This window comes from Undibacterium sp. FW305-107, from assembly GCF_058788535.1.
Map to the genome: position 1 here is coordinate 324,774 of NZ_JBYTAV010000006.1, position 18,679 is coordinate 343,452.

Consider the following 18,679-nt stretch of genomic DNA (forward strand, 5'->3'; position numbering starts at 1 on the left):
GCATGCCATTTCAGATCAAATCCCGAAAATCCCCTATAATCAAAGGTTTCGTCGCTTTAGCGACCAGAAACCGGGTTTTCCGGTTCTTAATTCCCTGATGAGCACTTAGTGCAAACACGCCAGATGGCAGCCATACAAATTAGCAACATACAAAAACGCTACCAGTCGCTACAAGCACTGGGTGGTGTTTCACTCACGATAGAAGAGGGTGAATTTTTCGGTTTGCTGGGGCCAAATGGTGCAGGCAAGACTACCCTGATATCCATACTGGCAGGCCTTAACCGTGCCGATGCCGGTAATATCGCCGTGCAAGGCCATGATGTGGTCACGGATTACCGCAATGCCCGCAAGAAGCTGGGCGTGGTGCCGCAAGAGCTGGTATTCGATCCCTTCTTCACCGTGCGTGAAACCCTGCGCATGCAGTCCGGCTATTTTGGTCTGAAGAATAATGATAAATGGATAGACGAGGTCATGGAAAACCTCGACCTGACCAATAAGGCTGACGTCAATATGCGCGCCTTGTCAGGCGGCATGAAGCGTCGTGTGCTGGTCGCGCAGGCGCTTGTGCATAAGCCGCCCGTTATTGTGCTGGATGAACCGACTGCCGGTGTCGATGTGGAACTGCGCCAGACACTGTGGCAATTCATTGCCCGCCTGAACCGGGAAGGCCATACTGTCGTCCTGACCACACATTACCTGGAAGAAGCGCAAGCCTTGTGTAACCGCATCGCCATGCTGAAACTGGGCAAGGTCGTGGCCCTGGATAGCACGGCAAATCTGATCAAGCGCATATCGGGCTCACAATTGCGCATCACCCTGGCGGCAAACGGTGTAGTGACTTTGCCTGCCAGCTTGCGCGACAAAGTAATTACCCATGAAACCCCATCAGATCCACGTCAGTTTGCCCTGCGCGTGACTGACTACAACCAGGTAGAAAGCATGCTGGCTGCTTTCCGTGCAGATGGTTGTGTTATCGAAGATATGCATTTATTGCAAGCTGATCTGGAAGATGTCTTCCTGCAAATCATGGAGGGCAGCAAATGAGTAGCTTGACCGGTTTTAATACCCTGTTCTACAAAGAAGTTTTGCGCTTCTGGAAAGTGGCAACACAAACCATCACTGCGCCTATCATGACTGCCATCCTGTACTTGCTGATTTTCGGCCATGTGCTGGAAGAGCATGTACAGGTTTATCCTGGCGTCAAATACACGGCCTTCCTGGTGCCTGGCCTGGTCATGATGAGTGTCTTGCAAAATGCGTTTGCGAATTCTTCTTCTTCACTGATCCAATCCAAGATCACCGGTAACCTGGTGTTCATCCTCTTGCCACCACTGTCGCATTGGGAAATTTTCAGTGCCTATGTACTGGCAGCGATCTTGCGCGGTGTTGCAGTAGGTGCTGGTGTCTTTATCGTCACTGCCTGGTTTGCTGACCTGCATTTTGTTGCACCATGGTGGATAGCGATTTTCGCTTTTCTTGGTGCTGCGATGCTGGGCACCATGGGTTTGATTGCCGGTATCTGGGCAGAGAAATTTGACCAGCTTGCGGCCTTCCAGAACTTTTTGATCATGCCTGCCACCTTCCTGTCTGGCGTGTTTTATTCCATCCATTCCCTGCCTGGCGTGTGGCAAAGTATTTCGCGCTTCAATCCATTTTTCTACATGATTGATGGCTTCCGCTTTGGCTTCTTCGGCAAATCCGATGTTGATCCTTTGCATAGCCTGATGATTGTTTCCGTGTTTTCATTATTGCTGGCGACGATTGCCATTCAGATGTTGAAACGTGGATATAAGTTAAGACACTGAGTACGACACTGAATAAGTATCAAGTAAAAAACAATACGCAGTAAAACAATTGCTTCACCATTTTGATCAAGAGAGTTAGCCGTGTTTCCTACGCCCGAACAAATTAAAAATTACATTGCAGCCGGTCTGGAATGTACGCACCTGGAAGTCGAAGGCGACGGCCAGCATTTCACAGCAGTCATCGTGTCTACAGCCTTTGCTGGCAAGCGCCCGATACAGCGCCACCAGATCGTCTATGCCGTGCTGGGTGACCGCATGCGTGAAGAAATACATGCCCTTTCCATGAAAACCCTGACGCCAGAAGAGTACGCTGCATAATGGATAAATTATTGATTACAGGCGGCAATCGCCTGAATGGTGACATCACGATTTCCGGCGCAAAAAATGCTGCACTGCCTATCCTGTGCGCAGGTTTGCTGACCTCGGGTAACGTTGAATTGCATAACGTACCTTCGCTGCAAGATGTCAGCACCATGCTGAAATTGCTCCGTCAAATGGGTTTGCAAGTCACGCAGGAAAATGGTGTGACCACACTCAATGGCGCAGCCATAGACAAGCTCGAAGCACCCTATGACCTGGTGAAAACCATGCGCGCATCGATACTGGTGCTCGGCCCCTTGCTGGCACGTTTTGGTGAAGCGAAAGTATCTTTGCCAGGCGGTTGCGCGATAGGTTCGCGCCCGGTCGATCAGCACATCAAAGGCTTGCAAGCCATGGGTGCCGAGATCAATATTGAAGCAGGTTACATCCACGCCAAGGCCAAGAAACTCAAGGGTGCACGCATAGTCACCGACATGATTACCGTGACAGGCACAGAGAATTTGCTGATGGCCGCGACGCTCGCCGAAGGTGAAACCGTGCTGGAAAATGCAGCACGCGAACCTGAAGTCACTGACCTGGCCAACTTGCTGGTTGCCATGGGTGCCAAGATAGAAGGCATAGGCACAGACCGCCTCGTCATCCAGGGTGTAGACAGCCTGCACGGTGCTGCCCATACCGTGATCGCTGACCGTATAGAAACCGCAACCTTCCTTTGTGCAGTAGCTGCCACTGGTGGTGACATCACTTTGAAAAACACGCGCAGTGACATCCTCGATGTCGCACTCGACAAATTGCGTGAAGCTGGCGTGATACTGACGACAGGCCCGGACTGGATACGTGCGCAAATGAGTGGTCGCCCCAAGGCGGTTGGTTTCCGCACGACTGAATATCCTGGTTTTCCGACCGACATGCAGGCGCAATTCATGGCACTGGACTGTATCGCCCAAGGTACCAGTATCGTCACTGAAACGATATTTGAAAATCGTTTCATGCATGTGCAAGAAATGAACCGCCTGGGTGCGAAGATAGAAATTGATGGCCACACTGCCATCGTGAACGGTGTTGATAAACTCATCGGTGCGCCTGTCATGGCAACTGATTTGCGCGCATCCGCCTCACTGGTGATCGCCGCCATGGTAGCCGAGGGTGAAACCCTGATCGACCGTATCTACCATCTGGATCGCGGCTATGACCGCATGGAAGTCAAACTCTCCGCAGTCGGTGCACAGATACAGCGAGTCAAATAAATGTCTTCACCCACCACTCCACAATTGACACTGGCCTTGTCCAAAGGTCGCATCTTTGAAGAAACCCTGCCTTTGCTGGAAGCGGCAGGCATACGCGTCACCGAAGATCCAGAAAAATCGCGCAAGTTAATACTGGCGACCAATGATCCTGACGTGCGCGTCATCATCGTGCGCGCATCTGACGTGCCTACTTATGTGCAATATGGCGCGGCTGATTTTGGCGTGGCAGGCAAGGATGTCTTGCATGAGCATGGTGGTGCTGGCCTGTACCAGCCTATCGATTTGAACATCGCCAAATGCCGCATGTCGGTTGCCGTATCTGTGGGCTTTGATTATGAAAATGCTGTGCGCCAGGGTGCGCGCCTGCGGGTTGCGACCAAGTACACAGAAACTGCGCGCCAGCATTTTGCTGCCAAGGGTGTGCACGTCGATCTGATCAAGCTGTATGGTTCGATGGAACTGGCACCACTGGTTGGTTTGTCAGATGCGATCGTCGATCTGGTCAGTACTGGCAGCACCCTGCGAGCGAATAATTTGGTGGAAGTGGAGCACATCATGGAAATTTCTTCGCGTCTGGTGGTTAACCAGGCCGCGCTGAAGTTGAAACGTGAGCGCCTGCAACCGATACTGGAAGCATTTGATCGTGCCTCCAAAGCCAACGCATAATTGATGAAGAGAAAAGCATGGCATCCCTGATTACCCGGCTTGATACAACAGATGCAGATTTTTCCAGGAAACTGACTTCACTGCTGGCTTTTGAAGCGAGTGAAGATGAAGCGATAGACCGCGCCGCTGCGCAGATTTTGGCCAGCGTCAAAGCCAGTGGCGACACTGCCGTGCTGGAAGCGACCAATCGTTTTGACCGCCTGAATGCCAGCAGCGTTGCCGCGCTGGAATTGACGCAGGAAGAAATGCAGGCAGCACTGGCATCCCTGAATATAGAACGCCGCACTGCGCTGGAAACCGCGGCAGCACGCGTACGCGCCTATCACGAAATTCAAAAGACAGAATGTGGCTCTGCCGGTTTCAGCTATACCGAAGCTGATGGCACCGTACTCGGCCAAAAAGTCACGCCACTGGACCGCGTGGGTATTTACGTACCTGGCGGCAAGGCAGCTTATCCTTCATCCGTATTGATGAATGCGATACCCGCTAAAGTAGCTGGCGTCAAACAGATCATCATGGTGGTGCCTACGCCAGACGGTGTAAAAAATCCCCTGGTCTTGGCGGCTGCTGCCATTGCTGGTGTTGACCGTGTCTTCACCATCGGTGGTGCACAGGCTGTTGGCGCCCTGGCCTACGGCACGGCAAGCATACCGCCAGTTGATAAAATCGTTGGTCCAGGCAATGCCTATGTGGCCGCCGCCAAGCGCCGTGTGTTTGGTGTGGTCGGCATAGACATGATCGCCGGTCCATCCGAGATTCTGATCTTGTGCGATGGCACGACAGACCCTGACTGGGTCGCCATGGATTTGTTCTCACAGGCTGAACATGACGAACTGGCGCAATCCATTTTGTTGTGCCCGGACGAAGCTTATATCGAAGCCGTGCAAGCCAGCATCATCAAGCTGCTGCCGGACATGCCCAGGCATGAAGTGATACGTACTTCCCTGGCCAATCGCGGTGCGCTGATCAAGGTGCGCGATATGGATGAAGCCTGCGAAATTGCCAACAGCATCGCAGCTGAACACCTAGAGATTTCTGCAGAAAATCCTCAGCAATGGGCAGACAAGATACGTCATGCCGGTGCCATGTTCCTCGGTCGCTATTCGTCTGAATCCCTGGGCGATTATTGCGCTGGCCCTAACCATGTCTTACCGACTTCACGCACGGCGCGTTTCTCTTCACCGCTGGGCGTGTATGACTTCCAAAAGCGTTCATCGATGATTTTTGTCAGTGAGCAGGGCGCGCAGACGTTGGGCAAAGTAGCCGCAGAGCTGGCCTATGGCGAAGGCTTGCAGGCCCATGCGCGCAGCGCAGAATTGCGGCTCAAGCCATGAAAGCAAAATTGCTGGCTGCTATGAATACCTGCATATGATGGCCGAATGGCGTAACCAGGTTTTTTGTGAAGATGCGCTGCAAGGTCTGGCGCGTCTGCCTGATGCCAGCATAGACTTATTGCTGGCCGACCCACCGTATGGTCTGGGTAAGGATTATGGCAATGAGTCTGACAAGATGGAGTCGGCTGCTTATCTGAAATGGATGGCGCAGTGGATAGATCTGGCCCTGCCCAAGCTGAAGGCCAATGGCAGCTTGTATATCTTCCTGACCTGGCGTTATTCGCCTGAAGTCTTTGTCATGCTCAAGCAACGTATGAGCATGATGAATGAAATTATCTGGGACAGACGGGTGCCATCCATGGGTGGTACCGTACGGAAGTATTCGTCGGTGCATGACACCATAGGGTTTTTTGTCAAAGCCAAGGATTATTATTTTGACCTGGATGCGATACGCATCCCGTATGATGCAGCCACCAAGAAAGCCCGCAGCCGCAAGATTTTTGAGGGTGCGAAGTGGCTGGAAATGGGATTCAATCCCAAGGATGTCTGGAGTGTTTCGCGCCTGCACAGAGAGCATGCCGAACGTGAAGAACATCCCACCCAAAAACCGCTCGAAATCATCGAGCGCATGATCAAGGCTTCCTGCCCACCCGGCGGTGTTGTTCTCGATCCCTTCATGGGCAGCGGCACCACCGCCGTAGCTGCCAAACGTTGCGGGCGTGATTTTGTCGGATTTGAATTAAATCCCGACTATTGCGCAATGATAGAAAATCGCCTGGCCTCCATCGACACGGAAGAACTTTCTGCCTGATTTGTGTTGAACAGTGTTGAGCAGAGGTCTGCGTGATTTTCAATGTACTAGCTGAACATGGAGCAAGAATTGAGCATCACCAAACTGATACGCCCTGAAATCGCCAGTCTGTCTGCATATCACGTGCCGGACGCCAGCGGTTTTGTGAAGCTGGATGCAATGGAAAACCCGTACCTGTTGCCACCTGACATGCAGCAGGAACTGGCCACTCATCTGGCAGGCGTGGTACTGAACCGTTATCCACAACCTGCCTATGCCAGCCTCAAGCAATTGATTGCCGACAAACTCGGTGTGCCTGCGGGCCATGACATCGTCCTCGGCAATGGCTCGGATGAACTTATCAGCATGGTCTCCATCGCCTGTGCCAAACCGGGGGCCAAGGTGCTCGCACCTGTGCCCGGCTTTGTCATGTACGCCATGTCTGCCCTGTTTGCCGGGCTGGAATTTGTCGGTGTGGACCTGAACCCTGATTTCACGCTGAACAAGGCAGCCATGCTGGCGGCTATTGCTGAGCATCAACCAGTCATCACTTACCTTGCTTATCCCAATAATCCCACCGGCACGCTGTATGACGCGGATGACATGTTCGCTATTTTGCACGCGGTAGGCGATAAAGGCATCGTCATCGTCGATGAAGCCTATCAGCCGTTTGCCCAGGCCAGCTTCATGTCACGCCTGGCGGAGTTTGATAATCTGGTCGTCATGCGCACGGTCTCCAAGCTGGGCCTGGCAGGTATACGTCTGGGTTATATGGCTGGCAATAATGCCCTGATGCATGAATTTGAAAAAGTGCGCCCGCCTTACAACATCAATGTACTGACGCAGGCAGCGGCAGAATTTGTGCTGAGCAGGGTAGAGGTACTGGATGCTCAGGCAGCAGAATTGCGCCAGCAACGCACGGAACTAATGGCTGCTCTGGCAAGCTTGCCAGAGGTGCAAGTCTTTCCTTCTTCTGCCAATTTTGTGCTGATACGTGTTGCGAATGCCGAACAAGTCTTTGTGAAATTACGCGAACAAAAAATTTTAGTCAAAAATGTAGGTAAAATGCATAATCTGCTGGGTAACTGTCTGCGTATTACAGTCAGCACCCGTGAAGAGAATGCTCTTTTTCTTGCTGCCCTGGCAGCATCTTTATCATCAAAATGAATAAGCCCATAGAACGCATTGCGGCGGTTACCCGCAATACCAATGAAACACAAATCCGTGTTGCCATCAATCTTGATGGCACAGGCCAGCAAAAACTCAATACCGGCGTCCCTTTTCTGGACCATATGCTGGACCAGATTGCCCGTCATGGCCTGATTGATCTGGACATAGAAGCCGTAGGCGACCTGCATATTGATGCTCATCATACGGTAGAAGACGTTGGTATTACCCTGGGCCAGGCATTTGCCAAGGCGATTGGTGATAAAAAAGGCATACGCCGCTATGGCCATGCTTATGTGCCTCTGGACGAGGCATTGTCGCGCGTGGTCATTGATTTTTCTGGCCGTCCAGGCCTGGAATACCATATCCCCTTTACCCGCGCCATGATAGGCAATTTTGATGTCGATCTGACCCGTGAGTTTTTCCAGGGCTTCGTCAATCATGCTTTAGTCAGCTTGCATATCGATAACTTGCGCGGCGACAACTCGCATCATCAATGCGAAACTGTGTTCAAAGCCTTTGGCCGTGCCCTGCGCATGGCAACTGAGCTGGATGCGCGTGCGGCAGGAATCATCCCCTCGACCAAAGGCAGCCTTTGATCGTAATGCCAATACAGATAGCAGACACGAGATACCAGCTTGCTGGTGATTCATTATGAATAAAATTGTAGTAGTAGATTATGGTATGGGTAATTTGCGCTCGGTAGCGCAAGCCCTGCGTGCGGTAGCACCGGAAGCGAATGTGCTGATTTCTGGCGAAGTTGCCGATATCCGTAGTGCAGACCGCATTGTTTTACCAGGGCAGGGTGCCATGCCGGACTGCATGAGCTGCCTGCGCGAATCGGGCCTGCAAGACGCCTTGCTGGAAGCTGCACGCAGCAAACCCCTGTTTGGTGTTTGTGTGGGTGAGCAGATGTTGTTTGATGTCAGCGAAGAGGGTAATACCCCTGGCCTGGGTCTCTTGCCCGGTAAAGTGGTACGCTTTGAACTGGATGGGCAATTGCAGGCAGATGGCTCGCGTTACAAAGTGCCACAAATGGGCTGGAACCGTGTGCATCAATCGCAGTCTCATGTCTTGTGGCAAGATATTGCTGATGATGCCTATTTTTATTTTGTGCACAGCTATTATGCCCAACCTGCAAATACGCAACATGCGGTGGGCTTGACGGATTACGGCAGCCTCTTTGCCTGTGCAGTAGCACGTGACAATATCTTTGCTACCCAGTTCCACCCTGAAAAGAGCGCCACAGCTGGCTTGCAACTGTATAAGAATTTTGTACACTGGAAACCATAAGTGGCTCTGCAGTGTCTGATGTAAATTGTTTACCCTGATTTTTAACTGGTATTGTCTTTTTTTATTGTCTCATTGACGTTCCTACTTTTTCTCATATCATGCTGCTCATCCCTGCTATAGACCTGAAAGATGGCCACTGCGTACGCCTTAAACAAGGTGACATGGACCAGGCCACCGTATTTTCTGAAGACCCTGCCGAAATGGCGCGCCATTGGCTGCGTCAGGGCGCGCGTCGTCTGCATCTGGTGGATTTGAACGGCGCGTTTGCCGGCAAGCCCAAGAACGAGGCGGCCGTCAAAGCCATCATCCAAGCGGTGCGTGATTACGCAGAAGAAACCGATACTGAAGAAATCCCGGTGCAGCTGGGTGGCGGCATCCGTGATCTCGATACCATAGAACGTTATCTTGACGATGGCTTGTCCTACATCATCATAGGTACGGCTGCGGTCAAAAACCCCGGTTTCCTGGCGGATGCCTGCAGTGCCTTCCCTGGCCAGATCATCGTCGGCATAGATGCCAAGGATGGCAAGGTAGCTACCGATGGCTGGAGCAAATTGTCTGGCCATGAAGTCATCGACCTTGCCAAGAAATTTGAAGGCTATGGCGTTGAAGCCATTGTCTATACCGACATAGGCCGTGACGGCATGATGGGTGGCGTGAATATTGAAGCCACCGTCAAGCTGGCGCAGGCTGTCAGCATCCCCGTTATCGCTTCTGGCGGCGTGCATGTACTGGCCGACGTTGAAGCCCTGTGCGCTGTGCAGGACGAGGGCATAGAAGGTGTGATCTGTGGCCGTTCGATTTACGAAGGCACCCTGGATTTGTTGTCTGCACAAGACCGTGCTGACGAGCTCAGCGGTGAATTCGATGATGAAGAAGAGACTGAATGAGCTTAGCCAAACGTATTATCCCTTGTCTTGATGTGACCGCTGGCCGCGTCGTCAAGGGCATTAATTTCCAGGAACTGCGCGATGCCGGTGACCCGGTAGAAATCGCCCGCCGCTATGACGGGCAGGGCGCAGATGAAATTACTTTTCTCGATATCACGGCTTCTTCTGATGGCCGCGACCTGATACTGCCGATTATTGAAGCCGTCGCTTCACAAGTGTTCATCCCGCTGACGGTTGGTGGCGGTGTGCGCACCGTGGCTGATGTACGCCGCTTGCTTAATGCCGGTGCTGACAAGGTAGGCATCAATACTTCTGCCGTGACCAATCCGCAACTGGTAGCAGATGCGGCACATAAGTACGGCTCTCAATGCATAGTCGTGGCCATTGATGCCAAAAATGTGGGGCCAGGCAAGTGGGAAGTATTCACTCATGGTGGCCGCAATGCCACTGGCCTGGATGCGGTTGAATGGGCGCAGCATATGGCCAAGCTGGGTGCAGGCGAAATCCTGCTGACCAGCATGGACAAGGACGGTACCCGTTCCGGTTTTGATCTGGGCCTGACACGTGCAGTGTCAGATGCCGTATCGATACCCGTCATTGCCTCAGGTGGTGTCGGTGGTTTGCAGGACCTGGCCGATGGCATCAAAGTGGGTGGGGCAGATGCGGTACTGGCTGCCAGCATTTTTCATTATGGACAACATACAGTAGGCGAAGCCAAGCAATTTATGGCTGCACAACATATACCGATGAGGTTGTCATGAGCGCGGCAAAATGGTTGAACAAGGTCAAGTGGGATGAAAACGGCCTGGTGCCTGTCATCGCGCAAGAGGCCAGCAGCAACGACATTCTGATGTTTGCCTGGATGAACCGCGATGCACTGACTAAAACCGTGGAACTGGGTGAAGCTGTTTACTGGAGCCGTTCGCGCAAGAAACTCTGGCATAAAGGTGAAGAGTCAGGCCACATCCAGAAGGTCAAGGAAATCCGTATCGATTGTGACGAAGACGTGGTCTTGCTGAAGATAGAACAGACTGACAGCATCGCCTGCCACACTGGCCGCCATTCCTGCTTCTTCCAGAAGTTTGAGGGCAGCCTCAATGATGGTGACTGGCTGGCGGTTGATCCGGTCTTGAAAGATCCGGAAAGTATCTATAAATGAGTATCGTGCAATGAGCAATACACAAGAGCAGACCTTGCAGCGTCTGGCAGAGATCATAGAAAGCCGCAAGCTGGTGAATGGTGGCGATCCGGATAAGTCCTATGTCGCCCGCCTGTTTTCCAAGGGTGACGACGCTATCTTGAAAAAGATAGGCGAAGAAGCAACAGAAACCGTGATGGCTGCCAAGGATGCCCGGGTGTCCGGTGATGCGTCCAAGCTTTTATATGAGTGCGCCGACCTCTGGTTTCATTCGCTTGTCATGTTGGCCCAGTATGATCTCAGCCCTCAACAGGTGCTTGATGAGCTGGCCAGGCGTGAAGGTATTTCGGGTATTGAAGAAAAGGCGGCACGCAAGGATGCGTGAGCATAAGTATACGTCTTGTTGAGAAACGGATAAAACGTGGATAACTGCATTTTTTGTAAGATTGCTGCAAAACAAATTCCTTCTGCCAGTGTTTATGAAGATGACGAATTGCTGGTCTTTAAAGATATCAACCCGGCTGCCCCTGTGCACCTGTTGATCATTCCTAAAGTTCATATCGATACTTTGTCTTCGATACAGCCAGAACATACTGGCTTGTTGGGTAAAATGCTGGCGCTGGCGCCAAAACTGGCGCAAGAGCAGGGTTGTGCTCCGGTACAGCAGCCCGATGGCAGTTTGTCAGGTGGTTATAAAACCCTGATCAACACCGGGCCAGATGGTGGGCAGGAGGTGTATCATTTGCACATGCATGTGATAGGTGGTCCCAAGCCTTGGCGTGGGCAGCGCTGATAGCGGGTTTTTATTGACCCGGCACTGGCACCAGCTTTCGCTGGCGGTGACAATTACAGGTTTTTATCATATTTTTCGAGAGCAAGACTCTCACTGGGAGTAAGTAATGGGTTCATTAAGTATTTGGCACTGGCTGATCGTTCTGGTTGTCATCGTGCTGGTGTTTGGCACGAAGAAGCTGGGCAATGTCGGTTCCGACCTGGGTAAGGCCGTCAAGGGCTTCAAGGACGGCGTCAAAGGTGAAGAGGAAAAACCGGGATCGTCACAGCAGGTTGCTGACAAAAGCACCATAGACGTAGAAGCAAAAGACAAATCCAAGCTGTGATGCATTTTCCTTGCGCTGATGTGCAACCCTTGCCGGGGTTGCCAGCATGATAGACCTTGGTATCAGCAAGCTTGCATTGATAGGCGTGGTTGCATTGATTGTTATCGGTCCTGAAAAATTGCCCAAGGTGGCAAGGATGGCTGGCACCCTGCTGGGTCGTGCGCAGCGCTATATCAATGAAGTCAAATCCGAAGTCAGCCGTGAAATTGAGCTGGAAGAATTGCGCAAGATGCAAAAAGATGTACAGGATGCCGCTCACAATGTAGAGCAATCCATACATCAGACCTGGTCAGAAACCGAGCAGGAATTGCGCAACCTGGATCAGGAAACCGATACGGCCCTGTTGCATACAGCAACACCTGAGCAATTGGCGGTCAAGGTAAAAAGCTTCCGTCGTAAAAAACTTGCCCGCACTTCCGCATTGCCCGCCTGGTATAAAAACCGCCACGGTCAGCGCCAGCATATTATCTCTGGATCGGCAAGAATGGCGCGCCACCGTGCCTATCCCCGTTCTGGCGGCAGTTTCTTTTAATTTTCGCTTATGTCTTTGCGTTTTTATAATTTGGCGGTATTCGCATGAGCGATCAAACGGAACACAGTCCTGAAGAGAGCTTTATCTCGCATCTTGTCGAACTGCGCGACAGGCTGGTCAAGATACTTGGCGGCGTACTTGTCGCCTGTGCAGTCTTGATGATATGGCCAGGGCCATCAGCGATTTATGATTTTCTGGCGCAACCCATGCTGGCATCCCTGCCAGCCGGATCGAAAATGATCGCGACGGGTGTTATTTCGCCGTTCCTGGTGCCTATGAAAGTGACCTTGCTGCTGGCTTTCATGGTGGCCTTGCCATGGGTCTTGTATCAGGTCTGGGCTTTCGTTGCGCCCGGTCTGTATGCCCACGAAAAGCGTCTGGTAGCACCACTGGTTATTTCTTCATCCCTGCTGTTTCTTAGCGGCGTAGCGTTTTGTTATTTCCTGGTGTTTGGCCGTGTCTTTAAATTCATCAATGAATTTGCACCTGCCTCCATCAGTGTCGCGCCTGATATAGAAAATTACCTGGATTTTATTATTTCCATGTGCCTGGCTTTTGGCGTGACCTTTGAAGTACCGGTCGTAGTCGTGGTCCTGGTGCGCATGGGTCTGGTATCGCTGGAAAAACTCAAGGCCATACGGCCTTATGTCATCGTCGGTGCCTTTGTGATTGCCGCGATCGTAACGCCACCCGATATTGTCAGCCAGTTCTCACTGGCGATACCGATGATTTTATTGTTTGAATTGGGCTTGCTGATTGCCCCGCTATTCGTCAGGGCAACCCAGGCGCCACCAGAAGCTGGCGAATCAAACAGCCAGTAAGTTTCAGGCCGACCTTAACCAGCTTACCAGCGGCATGGCACTGCGGTAAGCTGTCAGCAGGGTGGATTTCAATTCATCCGTATCCATGCCCTTGAGCGGGCATTCTGTCCATACCATGAAATTCTTCAGCTTGATCTGTTCTATATGTGGCAGGTCGGCATCAAAGCCTTTGGGCGGGCGCTGCAGCTTGCCTTCATCTTGCAGCGTACCAAACTGTGCTTTCAGCTTCTTGTCTTTCAATACCTTGGCAAAACCATCCGGGTCAGCGACGATGTGATTGCGTATCGCCTTCAAACGGTCTGAGGGGGGCATGTATTCACCGACCGCATAGAACAGGCGGCCAGTACCATCCATCTGGAAATAATACGCAGGCCCGCCGCCTTCACTAGGCTTCTTGCGTCCGCTCGGGACTATAGAGGAAGAGAAGGTGGTTTTATACGGTGATTTGTCATGCGCAAAACGCACGTCGCGGTTAATGCGGAACAGTGCTTTTTTCGGCTCCAGTCCTATGATGGCGGGATCAAATTTGCTGATCTCAGTGATCATTTCGGTGACCAGTTGCAAAAATTCTGCCCGTAAAATGTCATAGCGCGGTTTGTTCATGACGAACCAGGCGCGGTTATTGTTGTCGCCCAGCTCGGACAAGTAAGCTTGCAAGTCGATCAAATGCATGGATTTCTATTCCCGGTTTTCTTCTTTGCGTGCTGACGGGCGTTTGCCTATCAGGATTTCCAGTGTAGGTTCCTTGGTATCGCGCAAGACCGTGATCTTGGCTTTGTTACCAGGTTTCAGTTGTGCCACCAGATTCAGCATCTGGGTGGTGTCGCCAACGGGTTTACCTTCGATGGCGATCAGGATGTCGCCTGGTTTCATGCCAGCCTTATCAGCCGGGCCACCGCGTATCACGCCGGCGATGATTGCTCCGGATTTTTGCTTCAGACCAAAACTGTCTGCCAGTTCTGGCGTAATGTCTTGTGGTTCCACACCTATCCAGCCGCGCACCACATGGCCATTGGTGATGATGGATTCCATGACCTGCTTGACGGTGGTTGCCGGGATGGCAAAACCTATGCCTACCGAGCCTCCCGTTTGTGAATAAATTGCCGTATTAACACCCAGCAGATTGCCATTGACATCCACCAGAGCGCCGCCAGAGTTGCCGGGGTTGACTGCTGCATCCGTCTGGATAAAGTTTTCAAAGGCATTTTCTGTCAGGTTATTGCGTCCCAGCGCAGAGATAATGCCCATGGTGACGGTCTGGCCTACGCCAAAGGGATTGCCGATAGCCAGGACGACATCGCCGACACTGGCCGTATCGGAGCGCCCCAGGGTGATTGCAGGCAAATCTGGCAAATTGATTTTGATGACTGCCAGATCGGTTTCCGGGTCAGTACCCACTATCTTGGCGCTGGTCTTGCGGCCGTCAGCCAAAGCAACTTCGATATCGTCAGCAGTTTCAACTACATGGTTGTTGGTCAGGATATAGCCTTCTGAACTGACGATCACGCCAGAGCCCAGGCTGGACAAACGCTCGGCTTGCGGGTTTTGCTGATCACCAAAAAAGCGTCTGAGGAAGGGGTCATTCAATAAGGGATTGCGACGCTGGCGCACTTCTTTTGAAGTGAAAATATTCACCACCGATGGCATGGCCCGCTTTGCCGCCGCGCCATAAGAACTTTGCGCGGGTACGCTATTGGCAGGTGCTTCCTTGACGATGGCGCCAGCATTCAAAATCTGGGTTTGCCTGGTGTTATACCCCCCTTTTACCCAATCAGGTTTCAAGGTGGTTACAATAAACCAGATCGCCAGACCGACAGTGACAGTTTGGGCAAACAATAACCAAAGACGACGCATAGAAAGAATCAGTATGAAATCAGTGAATCGGGACGAATTAGCGCAATTCCTGGCAAAAGAACTGCAAGTAAATTACTTTCGTGATTATTGCCCAAACGGCGTACAGGTGGAAGGGCGCAGCACGATTAAACATATCGTCAGTGGCGTGACTGCCAGTTTAGCATTATTGGAAAAAGCCGTGGAAATGCAGGCCGACGCCATCCTCGTGCATCACGGTTACTTCTGGCGAGGCGAGGATATGCGCGTCATAGGACAAAAGCAGCGCCGTCTGAAACTCTTGCTGGAGAATGATATTTCCCTGTTTGCCTACCATCTGCCGCTGGATAATCATGCAGAACTGGGCAATAACATAGGCCTGGCCCGCCGCCTGGGCCTGACGGCAGACGGTCGCTTTGGTGAAAATGATCTCGCCTGGCTGGGTACTTTGGATGATAGTGCGGTCGCTACCCTGGCCGATCTGGCCCTGCATATAGAGTTAAAACTGGGTCGCAAGCCCTTGTTGATCGGTGATCCGGTAGCGCCAGTAGGTCGCGTTGCCTGGTGCACTGGTGCTGCCCAGAATATGCTGGACCTGGCGATTGCAGCAGGTGCCTCGGTTTATCTGAGTGGTGAAATTTCTGAGCCCACGGTGCATCTGGCGCGTGAATCAGGCGTGGCTTATATCGCTTGCGGTCATCATGCGACCGAGCGTTTCGGGGTACAGAGTTTGGGGCAGTTTATTGCTGACACGTTCGGGGTGCAGCATAGTTTTGTGGATATTGATAATCCGGTGTGATTAGCGATGATGTTAAGCCCCTCACTTGGAAAGAGAGGGGACTTTGAAATTGTTTTTTTGAATTGGTTTTTTGAAAAATAAAAGTTTTTCTCTTACTTCTTCAAGGCGTCTCTGATCTCACGCAACAGCAATACATCTTCAGGGGTGACCTCTGGCGCAGGTTCCGGTGCTGGCTCTGCCTTTTTGAGCGCATTGACCAGTTTCACCATCTGGAAAATCACAAAAGCCAGGATAACGAAACCGACGCTGACAGTCACAAAATTACCATAAGCGATAACACCACCCGCTTTTTTTGCTTCTGCCAGCACCAGATGCGTGCCCTGACCATTCAGCGGGATGTAGTAGTTGGAAAAATCAAGGCCACCGACGATGCGCCCGATCACGGGCATGACGATATCGCCAACCAGAGAATCAACGATCTTGCCAAAAGCAGCGCCAATGATGACGCCAACTGCCAGGTCAACGACATTGCCCCGGCTGATAAATGTTTTAAATTCTTGCAACATACCCATGGGAATTCTCCTTTGAGAGACTGATAAAGGGGTGGTAAAGAGCGAATTCTGGTGCAAAATAAACTACAAAAATGCATGTCCAAAATTCAAGTAGCAAGATTCTAATGCGCAAAGTATATGAAAAGCCCGCAGTTTTTTGTCAATTTTCTTTTCTCTTAATGCCGAAATACTTATTATTGCCCGTGATTTTGTGCTCAAAGTACAAATCCAGCCAGCCCGAACATGCGATTCGGGCTTGAATTGTTGAAAAATGCCAGCAAGTTGGCGTTTCGGATATCTTTTTCTTTAAAACCATATCCGGGTCATTTATAATTTAAGGTTGCTAGAAGCTGGGTTTTTGCTTCATCAAGTTTTGATTATTGACAGATTGGGGTTGGTATGAGTATCGAAAAGCAGGTCGATTCCGGCCGTCGCGGTTTACTCGTCGCCACTTGCGCGGCGGGTGGTGTGGCAGGCTTGGCAACGGCAGGTGCGCTGGTAAGCACTTTCCAGCCATCCGAGCGCGCCAAGGCGGCAGGTGCGCCGGTGGAAGTGGACATTTCGTCCTTGAAGCCGGGCGAAATGCAAACGACAGAATGGCGTGGTAAGCCAGTGTGGATTTTGAAACGCACTCAAGAAATGATGGACAGTCTGAAAAAGACTGAAGACAAGGTTGCCGATCCAAAATCGGAAAAACCTTACACCATGGCGATGCCTGAGTACTGCGACAAGCAGACCCGTTCACGCAAAGAGCATAGCGACATTCTGGTAACGGTCGGTATCTGTTCCCACCTGGGCTGTTCTCCAAGTTCCAAATTCCAGTCGGGTGCACAGCCATCTTTGCCTGATGACTGGAATGGCGGCTTCCTCTGCCCATGCCATGGTTCGACTTTCGACCTGGCCGGACGTGTGTATAAAAACAAACCAGCTCCACAAAACCTGGATGTGCCTCCTCACATGTTTTTGTCGGAAACCAAAATCGTCATCGGTAAAGATGAGAAAGGCGAGGCCTGATCATGGCATTTGTTGAGAAAAAACTCCCGGCAGACGCACCTGTCGTGGACAAGGCCTTGAACTGGGTTGATTCCCGTTTTCCGCTGACCAAGTTGTGGAATGATCAATGGGGCAAGTATTACGCACCAAAGAACTTTAACTTCTGGTACATCTTTGGTTCCCTGGCGATGCTGGTACTGGTTATCCAGATCGTTACCGGTATTTTCCTGGTCATGCATTACAAACCTGATGCCAACCTGGCGTTTGCTTCGGTTGAATACATCATGCGCGATGTGCCCTGGGGCTGGCTGGTGCGCTACATGCACTCGACTGGCGCTTCGGCATTCTTCATCGTCGTGTACCTGCATATGACCCGTGCTTTCCTGTACGGTTCTTACCGCAAGCCACGTGAACTGATCTGGTTGTTCGGTTTCGCGATTTTCCTGTGTCTGATGGCCGAAGCTTTCTTCGGTTACCTGCTGCCATGGGGTCAGATGTCTTACTGGGGTGCCCAGGTTATTGTTAACCTGTTTGGTGCCATTCCTTTCATTGGCCCTGATCTGTCCTTGTGGATTCGTGGTGACTATGTGGTCTCTGATGCGACATTGAATCGCTTCTTCTCCTTCCACGTCATCGCTATTCCTCTGGTCTTGCTGGGTCTGGTGGTTGCTCACTTGATCGCCTTGCATGAAGTGGGTTCCAACAACCCTGACGGTATCGAAATCAAAGAAAACCTGGGCCCTGATGGTCACCCTGTTGATGGTGTGCCTTCTCACCCTTACTACACTTTCCACGACATCTTTGGCGTGACTGTGTTCCTGACGATTTTCAGTGCAGTCGTGTTCTTTGCACCGGAAATGGGTGGCTACTTCCTTGAGTACAATAACTTTATCCCGGCTGATTCACTGAAAACGCCGTCGCATATTGCTCCGACCTGGTATTTCACGCCTTTCTACTCGATTCTGCGTGCGACCACTTCTGAGTTCCTGTACGTTGTACAGTTTGGTGCAGCGGCTTATGTCGTATTGATCTGGATGACTACCAAGTTGCATCAATTGCTGAAAATCGCGATTGCAGCTATTGCACTGGTCGCCATTGTCGGCATGATGCCTTTTGGTCTCGATGCAAAATTCTGGGGTGTGGTATTGTTCGGCGGTTCCGTCGTGATCCTGGCTTTCTTGCCATGGCTGGATGTTTCTCCAGTTAAATCAATACGTTATCGTCCTGACTGGCACAAATATGTGTATATCGTCTTCGGTATTGTTTTCATTACCCTGGGTTACCTCGGTGTGGAGCCGCCTTCACCAGTTCGTGAGCGTGTCTCCCAAGTTTGCGCGATCATTTACTTCGGCTTCTTCATGCTGATGCCATGGTGGAGTGCAATGGGCACATTTAAGCCCGTGCCAAAGCGCGTTACATTTGCAGCGCACTGAGAAAAAGCGAG

The 18,679-nt window shown here is 51.5% G+C and carries 24 protein-coding genes; 21 read left to right on the top strand and 3 right to left on the bottom strand.

Features of this window, described 5'->3' with window-relative positions; all coding sequences use genetic code 11:
• The first annotated feature begins 123 nt into the window (after window positions 1-123).
• The 18 genes from AC3WQT_RS15635 to tatC all read left to right on the top strand — a co-directional run bounded on the left by AC3WQT_RS15635 (window position 124) and on the right by tatC (window position 13,122).
• The gene (locus AC3WQT_RS15635; RefSeq protein WP_492705060.1) at window positions 124-1,044 is read left to right on the top strand and encodes an ABC transporter ATP-binding protein; all 921 of its coding nucleotides are present in this window, start codon (window positions 124-126) and stop codon (window positions 1,042-1,044) included.
• A 5-nt stretch (window positions 1,045-1,049) separates the two neighbouring features.
• Window positions 1,050-1,805, top strand: a complete 756-nt coding sequence (locus AC3WQT_RS15640; protein WP_492705062.1) for an ABC transporter permease — start codon at window positions 1,050-1,052, stop codon at window positions 1,803-1,805.
• A gap of 81 nt (window positions 1,806-1,886) precedes the next feature.
• Window positions 1,887-2,123: a BolA family protein gene (locus AC3WQT_RS15645; protein WP_492704947.1), complete on the top strand. Its 237-nt coding sequence runs from the start codon at window positions 1,887-1,889 to the stop codon at window positions 2,121-2,123.
• A complete protein-coding gene (murA, locus tag AC3WQT_RS15650; RefSeq protein ID WP_492704949.1) occupies window positions 2,123-3,373 on the top strand; it encodes a UDP-N-acetylglucosamine 1-carboxyvinyltransferase in 1,251 nt (416 codons plus the stop codon). The genes AC3WQT_RS15645 and murA overlap by 1 nt, the downstream gene beginning before the upstream one ends.
• The gene (gene hisG, locus AC3WQT_RS15655) at window positions 3,374-4,039 is read left to right on the top strand and encodes an ATP phosphoribosyltransferase (RefSeq protein WP_492704951.1); all 666 of its coding nucleotides are present in this window, start codon (window positions 3,374-3,376) and stop codon (window positions 4,037-4,039) included.
• A 17-nt stretch (window positions 4,040-4,056) separates the two neighbouring features.
• Entirely contained in the window at window positions 4,057-5,373 is a 1,317-nt protein-coding gene (gene hisD / locus AC3WQT_RS15660) for a histidinol dehydrogenase (protein WP_492704953.1), read from the top strand.
• 37 nt (window positions 5,374-5,410) lie between these two features.
• Entirely contained in the window at window positions 5,411-6,184 is a 774-nt protein-coding gene (locus AC3WQT_RS15665; protein ID WP_492705064.1) for a DNA-methyltransferase, read from the top strand.
• A gap of 57 nt (window positions 6,185-6,241) precedes the next feature.
• Complete coding sequence (hisC, locus tag AC3WQT_RS15670; RefSeq protein WP_492704954.1) at window positions 6,242-7,330, top strand: histidinol-phosphate transaminase; 1,089 nt, start codon at window positions 6,242-6,244, stop codon at window positions 7,328-7,330.
• Window positions 7,327-7,929 carry an imidazoleglycerol-phosphate dehydratase HisB gene (hisB, locus tag AC3WQT_RS15675; RefSeq protein WP_492704956.1) on the top strand — a complete coding sequence of 201 codons (603 nt, stop codon included), beginning with the start codon at window positions 7,327-7,329 and terminating at the stop codon, window positions 7,927-7,929. The genes hisC and hisB overlap by 4 nt, the downstream gene beginning before the upstream one ends.
• A 55-nt stretch (window positions 7,930-7,984) precedes the next feature.
• The gene (gene hisH, locus AC3WQT_RS15680; RefSeq protein WP_492704957.1) at window positions 7,985-8,623 is read left to right on the top strand and encodes an imidazole glycerol phosphate synthase subunit HisH; all 639 of its coding nucleotides are present in this window, start codon (window positions 7,985-7,987) and stop codon (window positions 8,621-8,623) included.
• A gap of 98 nt (window positions 8,624-8,721) precedes the next feature.
• A complete protein-coding gene (hisA, locus tag AC3WQT_RS15685) occupies window positions 8,722-9,513 on the top strand; it encodes a 1-(5-phosphoribosyl)-5-[(5-phosphoribosylamino)methylideneamino]imidazole-4-carboxamide isomerase (RefSeq protein ID WP_110256502.1) in 792 nt (263 codons plus the stop codon).
• Window positions 9,510-10,274, top strand: coding sequence for an imidazole glycerol phosphate synthase subunit HisF (gene hisF / locus AC3WQT_RS15690; protein WP_110256503.1), 765 nt, complete (start codon window positions 9,510-9,512; stop codon window positions 10,272-10,274). Before hisA ends, hisF begins: the two co-directional genes overlap by 4 nt.
• Complete coding sequence (gene hisI / locus AC3WQT_RS15695) at window positions 10,271-10,672, top strand: phosphoribosyl-AMP cyclohydrolase (RefSeq protein WP_423005153.1); 402 nt, start codon at window positions 10,271-10,273, stop codon at window positions 10,670-10,672. Before hisF ends, hisI begins: the two co-directional genes overlap by 4 nt.
• A 10-nt stretch (window positions 10,673-10,682) precedes the next feature.
• Complete coding sequence (locus tag AC3WQT_RS15700; protein ID WP_492704959.1) at window positions 10,683-11,036, top strand: phosphoribosyl-ATP diphosphatase; 354 nt, start codon at window positions 10,683-10,685, stop codon at window positions 11,034-11,036.
• Window positions 11,037-11,072: 36 nt separating this feature from the next.
• The gene (locus AC3WQT_RS15705; RefSeq protein ID WP_492704960.1) at window positions 11,073-11,444 is read left to right on the top strand and encodes a histidine triad nucleotide-binding protein; all 372 of its coding nucleotides are present in this window, start codon (window positions 11,073-11,075) and stop codon (window positions 11,442-11,444) included.
• 106 nt (window positions 11,445-11,550) lie between these two features.
• Entirely contained in the window at window positions 11,551-11,769 is a 219-nt protein-coding gene (gene tatA / locus AC3WQT_RS15710) for a Sec-independent protein translocase subunit TatA (protein ID WP_492704961.1), read from the top strand.
• Between the two features lie 46 nt (window positions 11,770-11,815).
• Entirely contained in the window at window positions 11,816-12,301 is a 486-nt protein-coding gene (gene tatB, locus AC3WQT_RS15715) for a Sec-independent protein translocase protein TatB (protein WP_492704963.1), read from the top strand.
• A 44-nt stretch (window positions 12,302-12,345) separates the two neighbouring features.
• Window positions 12,346-13,122 (top strand): twin-arginine translocase subunit TatC, encoded by a 777-nt coding sequence (gene tatC, locus AC3WQT_RS15720; RefSeq protein WP_492704964.1) that lies wholly within the window; start codon window positions 12,346-12,348, stop codon window positions 13,120-13,122.
• A gap of 3 nt (window positions 13,123-13,125) precedes the next feature.
• On the opposite strand, the gene AC3WQT_RS15725 is transcribed toward tatC, so the two are convergent.
• The gene (locus tag AC3WQT_RS15725) at window positions 13,126-13,794 is read right to left on the bottom strand and encodes a DUF2461 domain-containing protein (protein WP_492704965.1); all 669 of its coding nucleotides are present in this window, start codon (window positions 13,792-13,794) and stop codon (window positions 13,126-13,128) included.
• 6 nt (window positions 13,795-13,800) lie between these two features.
• On the bottom strand, window positions 13,801-14,976 hold the full coding sequence (locus AC3WQT_RS15730) for a Do family serine endopeptidase (RefSeq protein ID WP_492704967.1): 1,176 nt from the start codon (window positions 14,974-14,976) through the stop codon (window positions 13,801-13,803).
• Window positions 14,977-14,989: 13 nt separating this feature from the next.
• On the opposite strand from AC3WQT_RS15730, the gene AC3WQT_RS15735 reads away from it, so the two are divergent.
• Complete coding sequence (locus tag AC3WQT_RS15735) at window positions 14,990-15,751, top strand: Nif3-like dinuclear metal center hexameric protein (protein WP_492704969.1); 762 nt, start codon at window positions 14,990-14,992, stop codon at window positions 15,749-15,751.
• 92 nt (window positions 15,752-15,843) lie between these two features.
• On the opposite strand, the gene mscL is transcribed toward AC3WQT_RS15735, so the two are convergent.
• Window positions 15,844-16,263: a large conductance mechanosensitive channel protein MscL gene (gene mscL, locus AC3WQT_RS15740; protein WP_492704971.1), complete on the bottom strand. Its 420-nt coding sequence runs from the start codon at window positions 16,261-16,263 to the stop codon at window positions 15,844-15,846.
• A 378-nt stretch (window positions 16,264-16,641) separates the two neighbouring features.
• Here mscL and petA point away from each other — a divergent pair, with 378 nt between their 5' ends.
• Together petA and AC3WQT_RS15750 are read left to right on the top strand one after the other, a co-directional pair.
• Window positions 16,642-17,256 (top strand): ubiquinol-cytochrome c reductase iron-sulfur subunit, encoded by a 615-nt coding sequence (gene petA, locus AC3WQT_RS15745; RefSeq protein WP_492704972.1) that lies wholly within the window; start codon window positions 16,642-16,644, stop codon window positions 17,254-17,256.
• Window positions 17,256-18,668: a cytochrome b gene (locus AC3WQT_RS15750; protein ID WP_492705066.1), complete on the top strand. Its 1,413-nt coding sequence runs from the start codon at window positions 17,256-17,258 to the stop codon at window positions 18,666-18,668. The genes petA and AC3WQT_RS15750 overlap by 1 nt, the downstream gene beginning before the upstream one ends.
• The last annotated feature ends 11 nt before the right edge of the window (window positions 18,669-18,679 follow it).

Excerpts from the sequence above, each read along its gene's own strand:
- AC3WQT_RS15635 (WP_492705060.1), top strand. The coding sequence starts at position 124 with ATGGCAGCCATACAAATTAGCAACATACAAAAACGCTACCAGTCGCTA.
- AC3WQT_RS15665 (WP_492705064.1), top strand. The coding sequence starts at position 5,411 with ATGGCCGAATGGCGTAACCAGGTTTTTTGTGAAGATGCGCTGCAAGGT.
- hisD (WP_492704953.1), top strand. The coding sequence starts at position 4,057 with ATGGCATCCCTGATTACCCGGCTTGATACAACAGATGCAGATTTTTCC.
- mscL (WP_492704971.1), bottom strand. The coding sequence starts at position 16,263 with ATGGGTATGTTGCAAGAATTTAAAACATTTATCAGCCGGGGCAATGTC.
- hisB (WP_492704956.1), top strand. The coding sequence starts at position 7,327 with ATGAATAAGCCCATAGAACGCATTGCGGCGGTTACCCGCAATACCAAT.
- hisH (WP_492704957.1), top strand. The coding sequence starts at position 7,985 with ATGAATAAAATTGTAGTAGTAGATTATGGTATGGGTAATTTGCGCTCG.
- tatB (WP_492704963.1), top strand. The coding sequence starts at position 11,816 with ATGATAGACCTTGGTATCAGCAAGCTTGCATTGATAGGCGTGGTTGCA.
- AC3WQT_RS15725 (WP_492704965.1), bottom strand. The coding sequence starts at position 13,794 with ATGCATTTGATCGACTTGCAAGCTTACTTGTCCGAGCTGGGCGACAAC.
- tatC (WP_492704964.1), top strand. The coding sequence starts at position 12,346 with ATGAGCGATCAAACGGAACACAGTCCTGAAGAGAGCTTTATCTCGCAT.
- hisC (WP_492704954.1), top strand. The coding sequence starts at position 6,242 with ATGGAGCAAGAATTGAGCATCACCAAACTGATACGCCCTGAAATCGCC.
- AC3WQT_RS15735 (WP_492704969.1), top strand. The coding sequence starts at position 14,990 with ATGAAATCAGTGAATCGGGACGAATTAGCGCAATTCCTGGCAAAAGAA.
- murA (WP_492704949.1), top strand. The coding sequence starts at position 2,123 with ATGGATAAATTATTGATTACAGGCGGCAATCGCCTGAATGGTGACATC.
- AC3WQT_RS15730 (WP_492704967.1), bottom strand. The coding sequence starts at position 14,976 with ATGCGTCGTCTTTGGTTATTGTTTGCCCAAACTGTCACTGTCGGTCTG.
- hisI (WP_423005153.1), top strand. The coding sequence starts at position 10,271 with ATGAGCGCGGCAAAATGGTTGAACAAGGTCAAGTGGGATGAAAACGGC.
- hisA (WP_110256502.1), top strand. The coding sequence starts at position 8,722 with ATGCTGCTCATCCCTGCTATAGACCTGAAAGATGGCCACTGCGTACGC.
- AC3WQT_RS15700 (WP_492704959.1), top strand. The coding sequence starts at position 10,683 with ATGAGCAATACACAAGAGCAGACCTTGCAGCGTCTGGCAGAGATCATA.
- petA (WP_492704972.1), top strand. The coding sequence starts at position 16,642 with ATGAGTATCGAAAAGCAGGTCGATTCCGGCCGTCGCGGTTTACTCGTC.
- tatA (WP_492704961.1), top strand. The coding sequence starts at position 11,551 with ATGGGTTCATTAAGTATTTGGCACTGGCTGATCGTTCTGGTTGTCATC.
- hisG (WP_492704951.1), top strand. The coding sequence starts at position 3,374 with ATGTCTTCACCCACCACTCCACAATTGACACTGGCCTTGTCCAAAGGT.
- hisF (WP_110256503.1), top strand. The coding sequence starts at position 9,510 with ATGAGCTTAGCCAAACGTATTATCCCTTGTCTTGATGTGACCGCTGGC.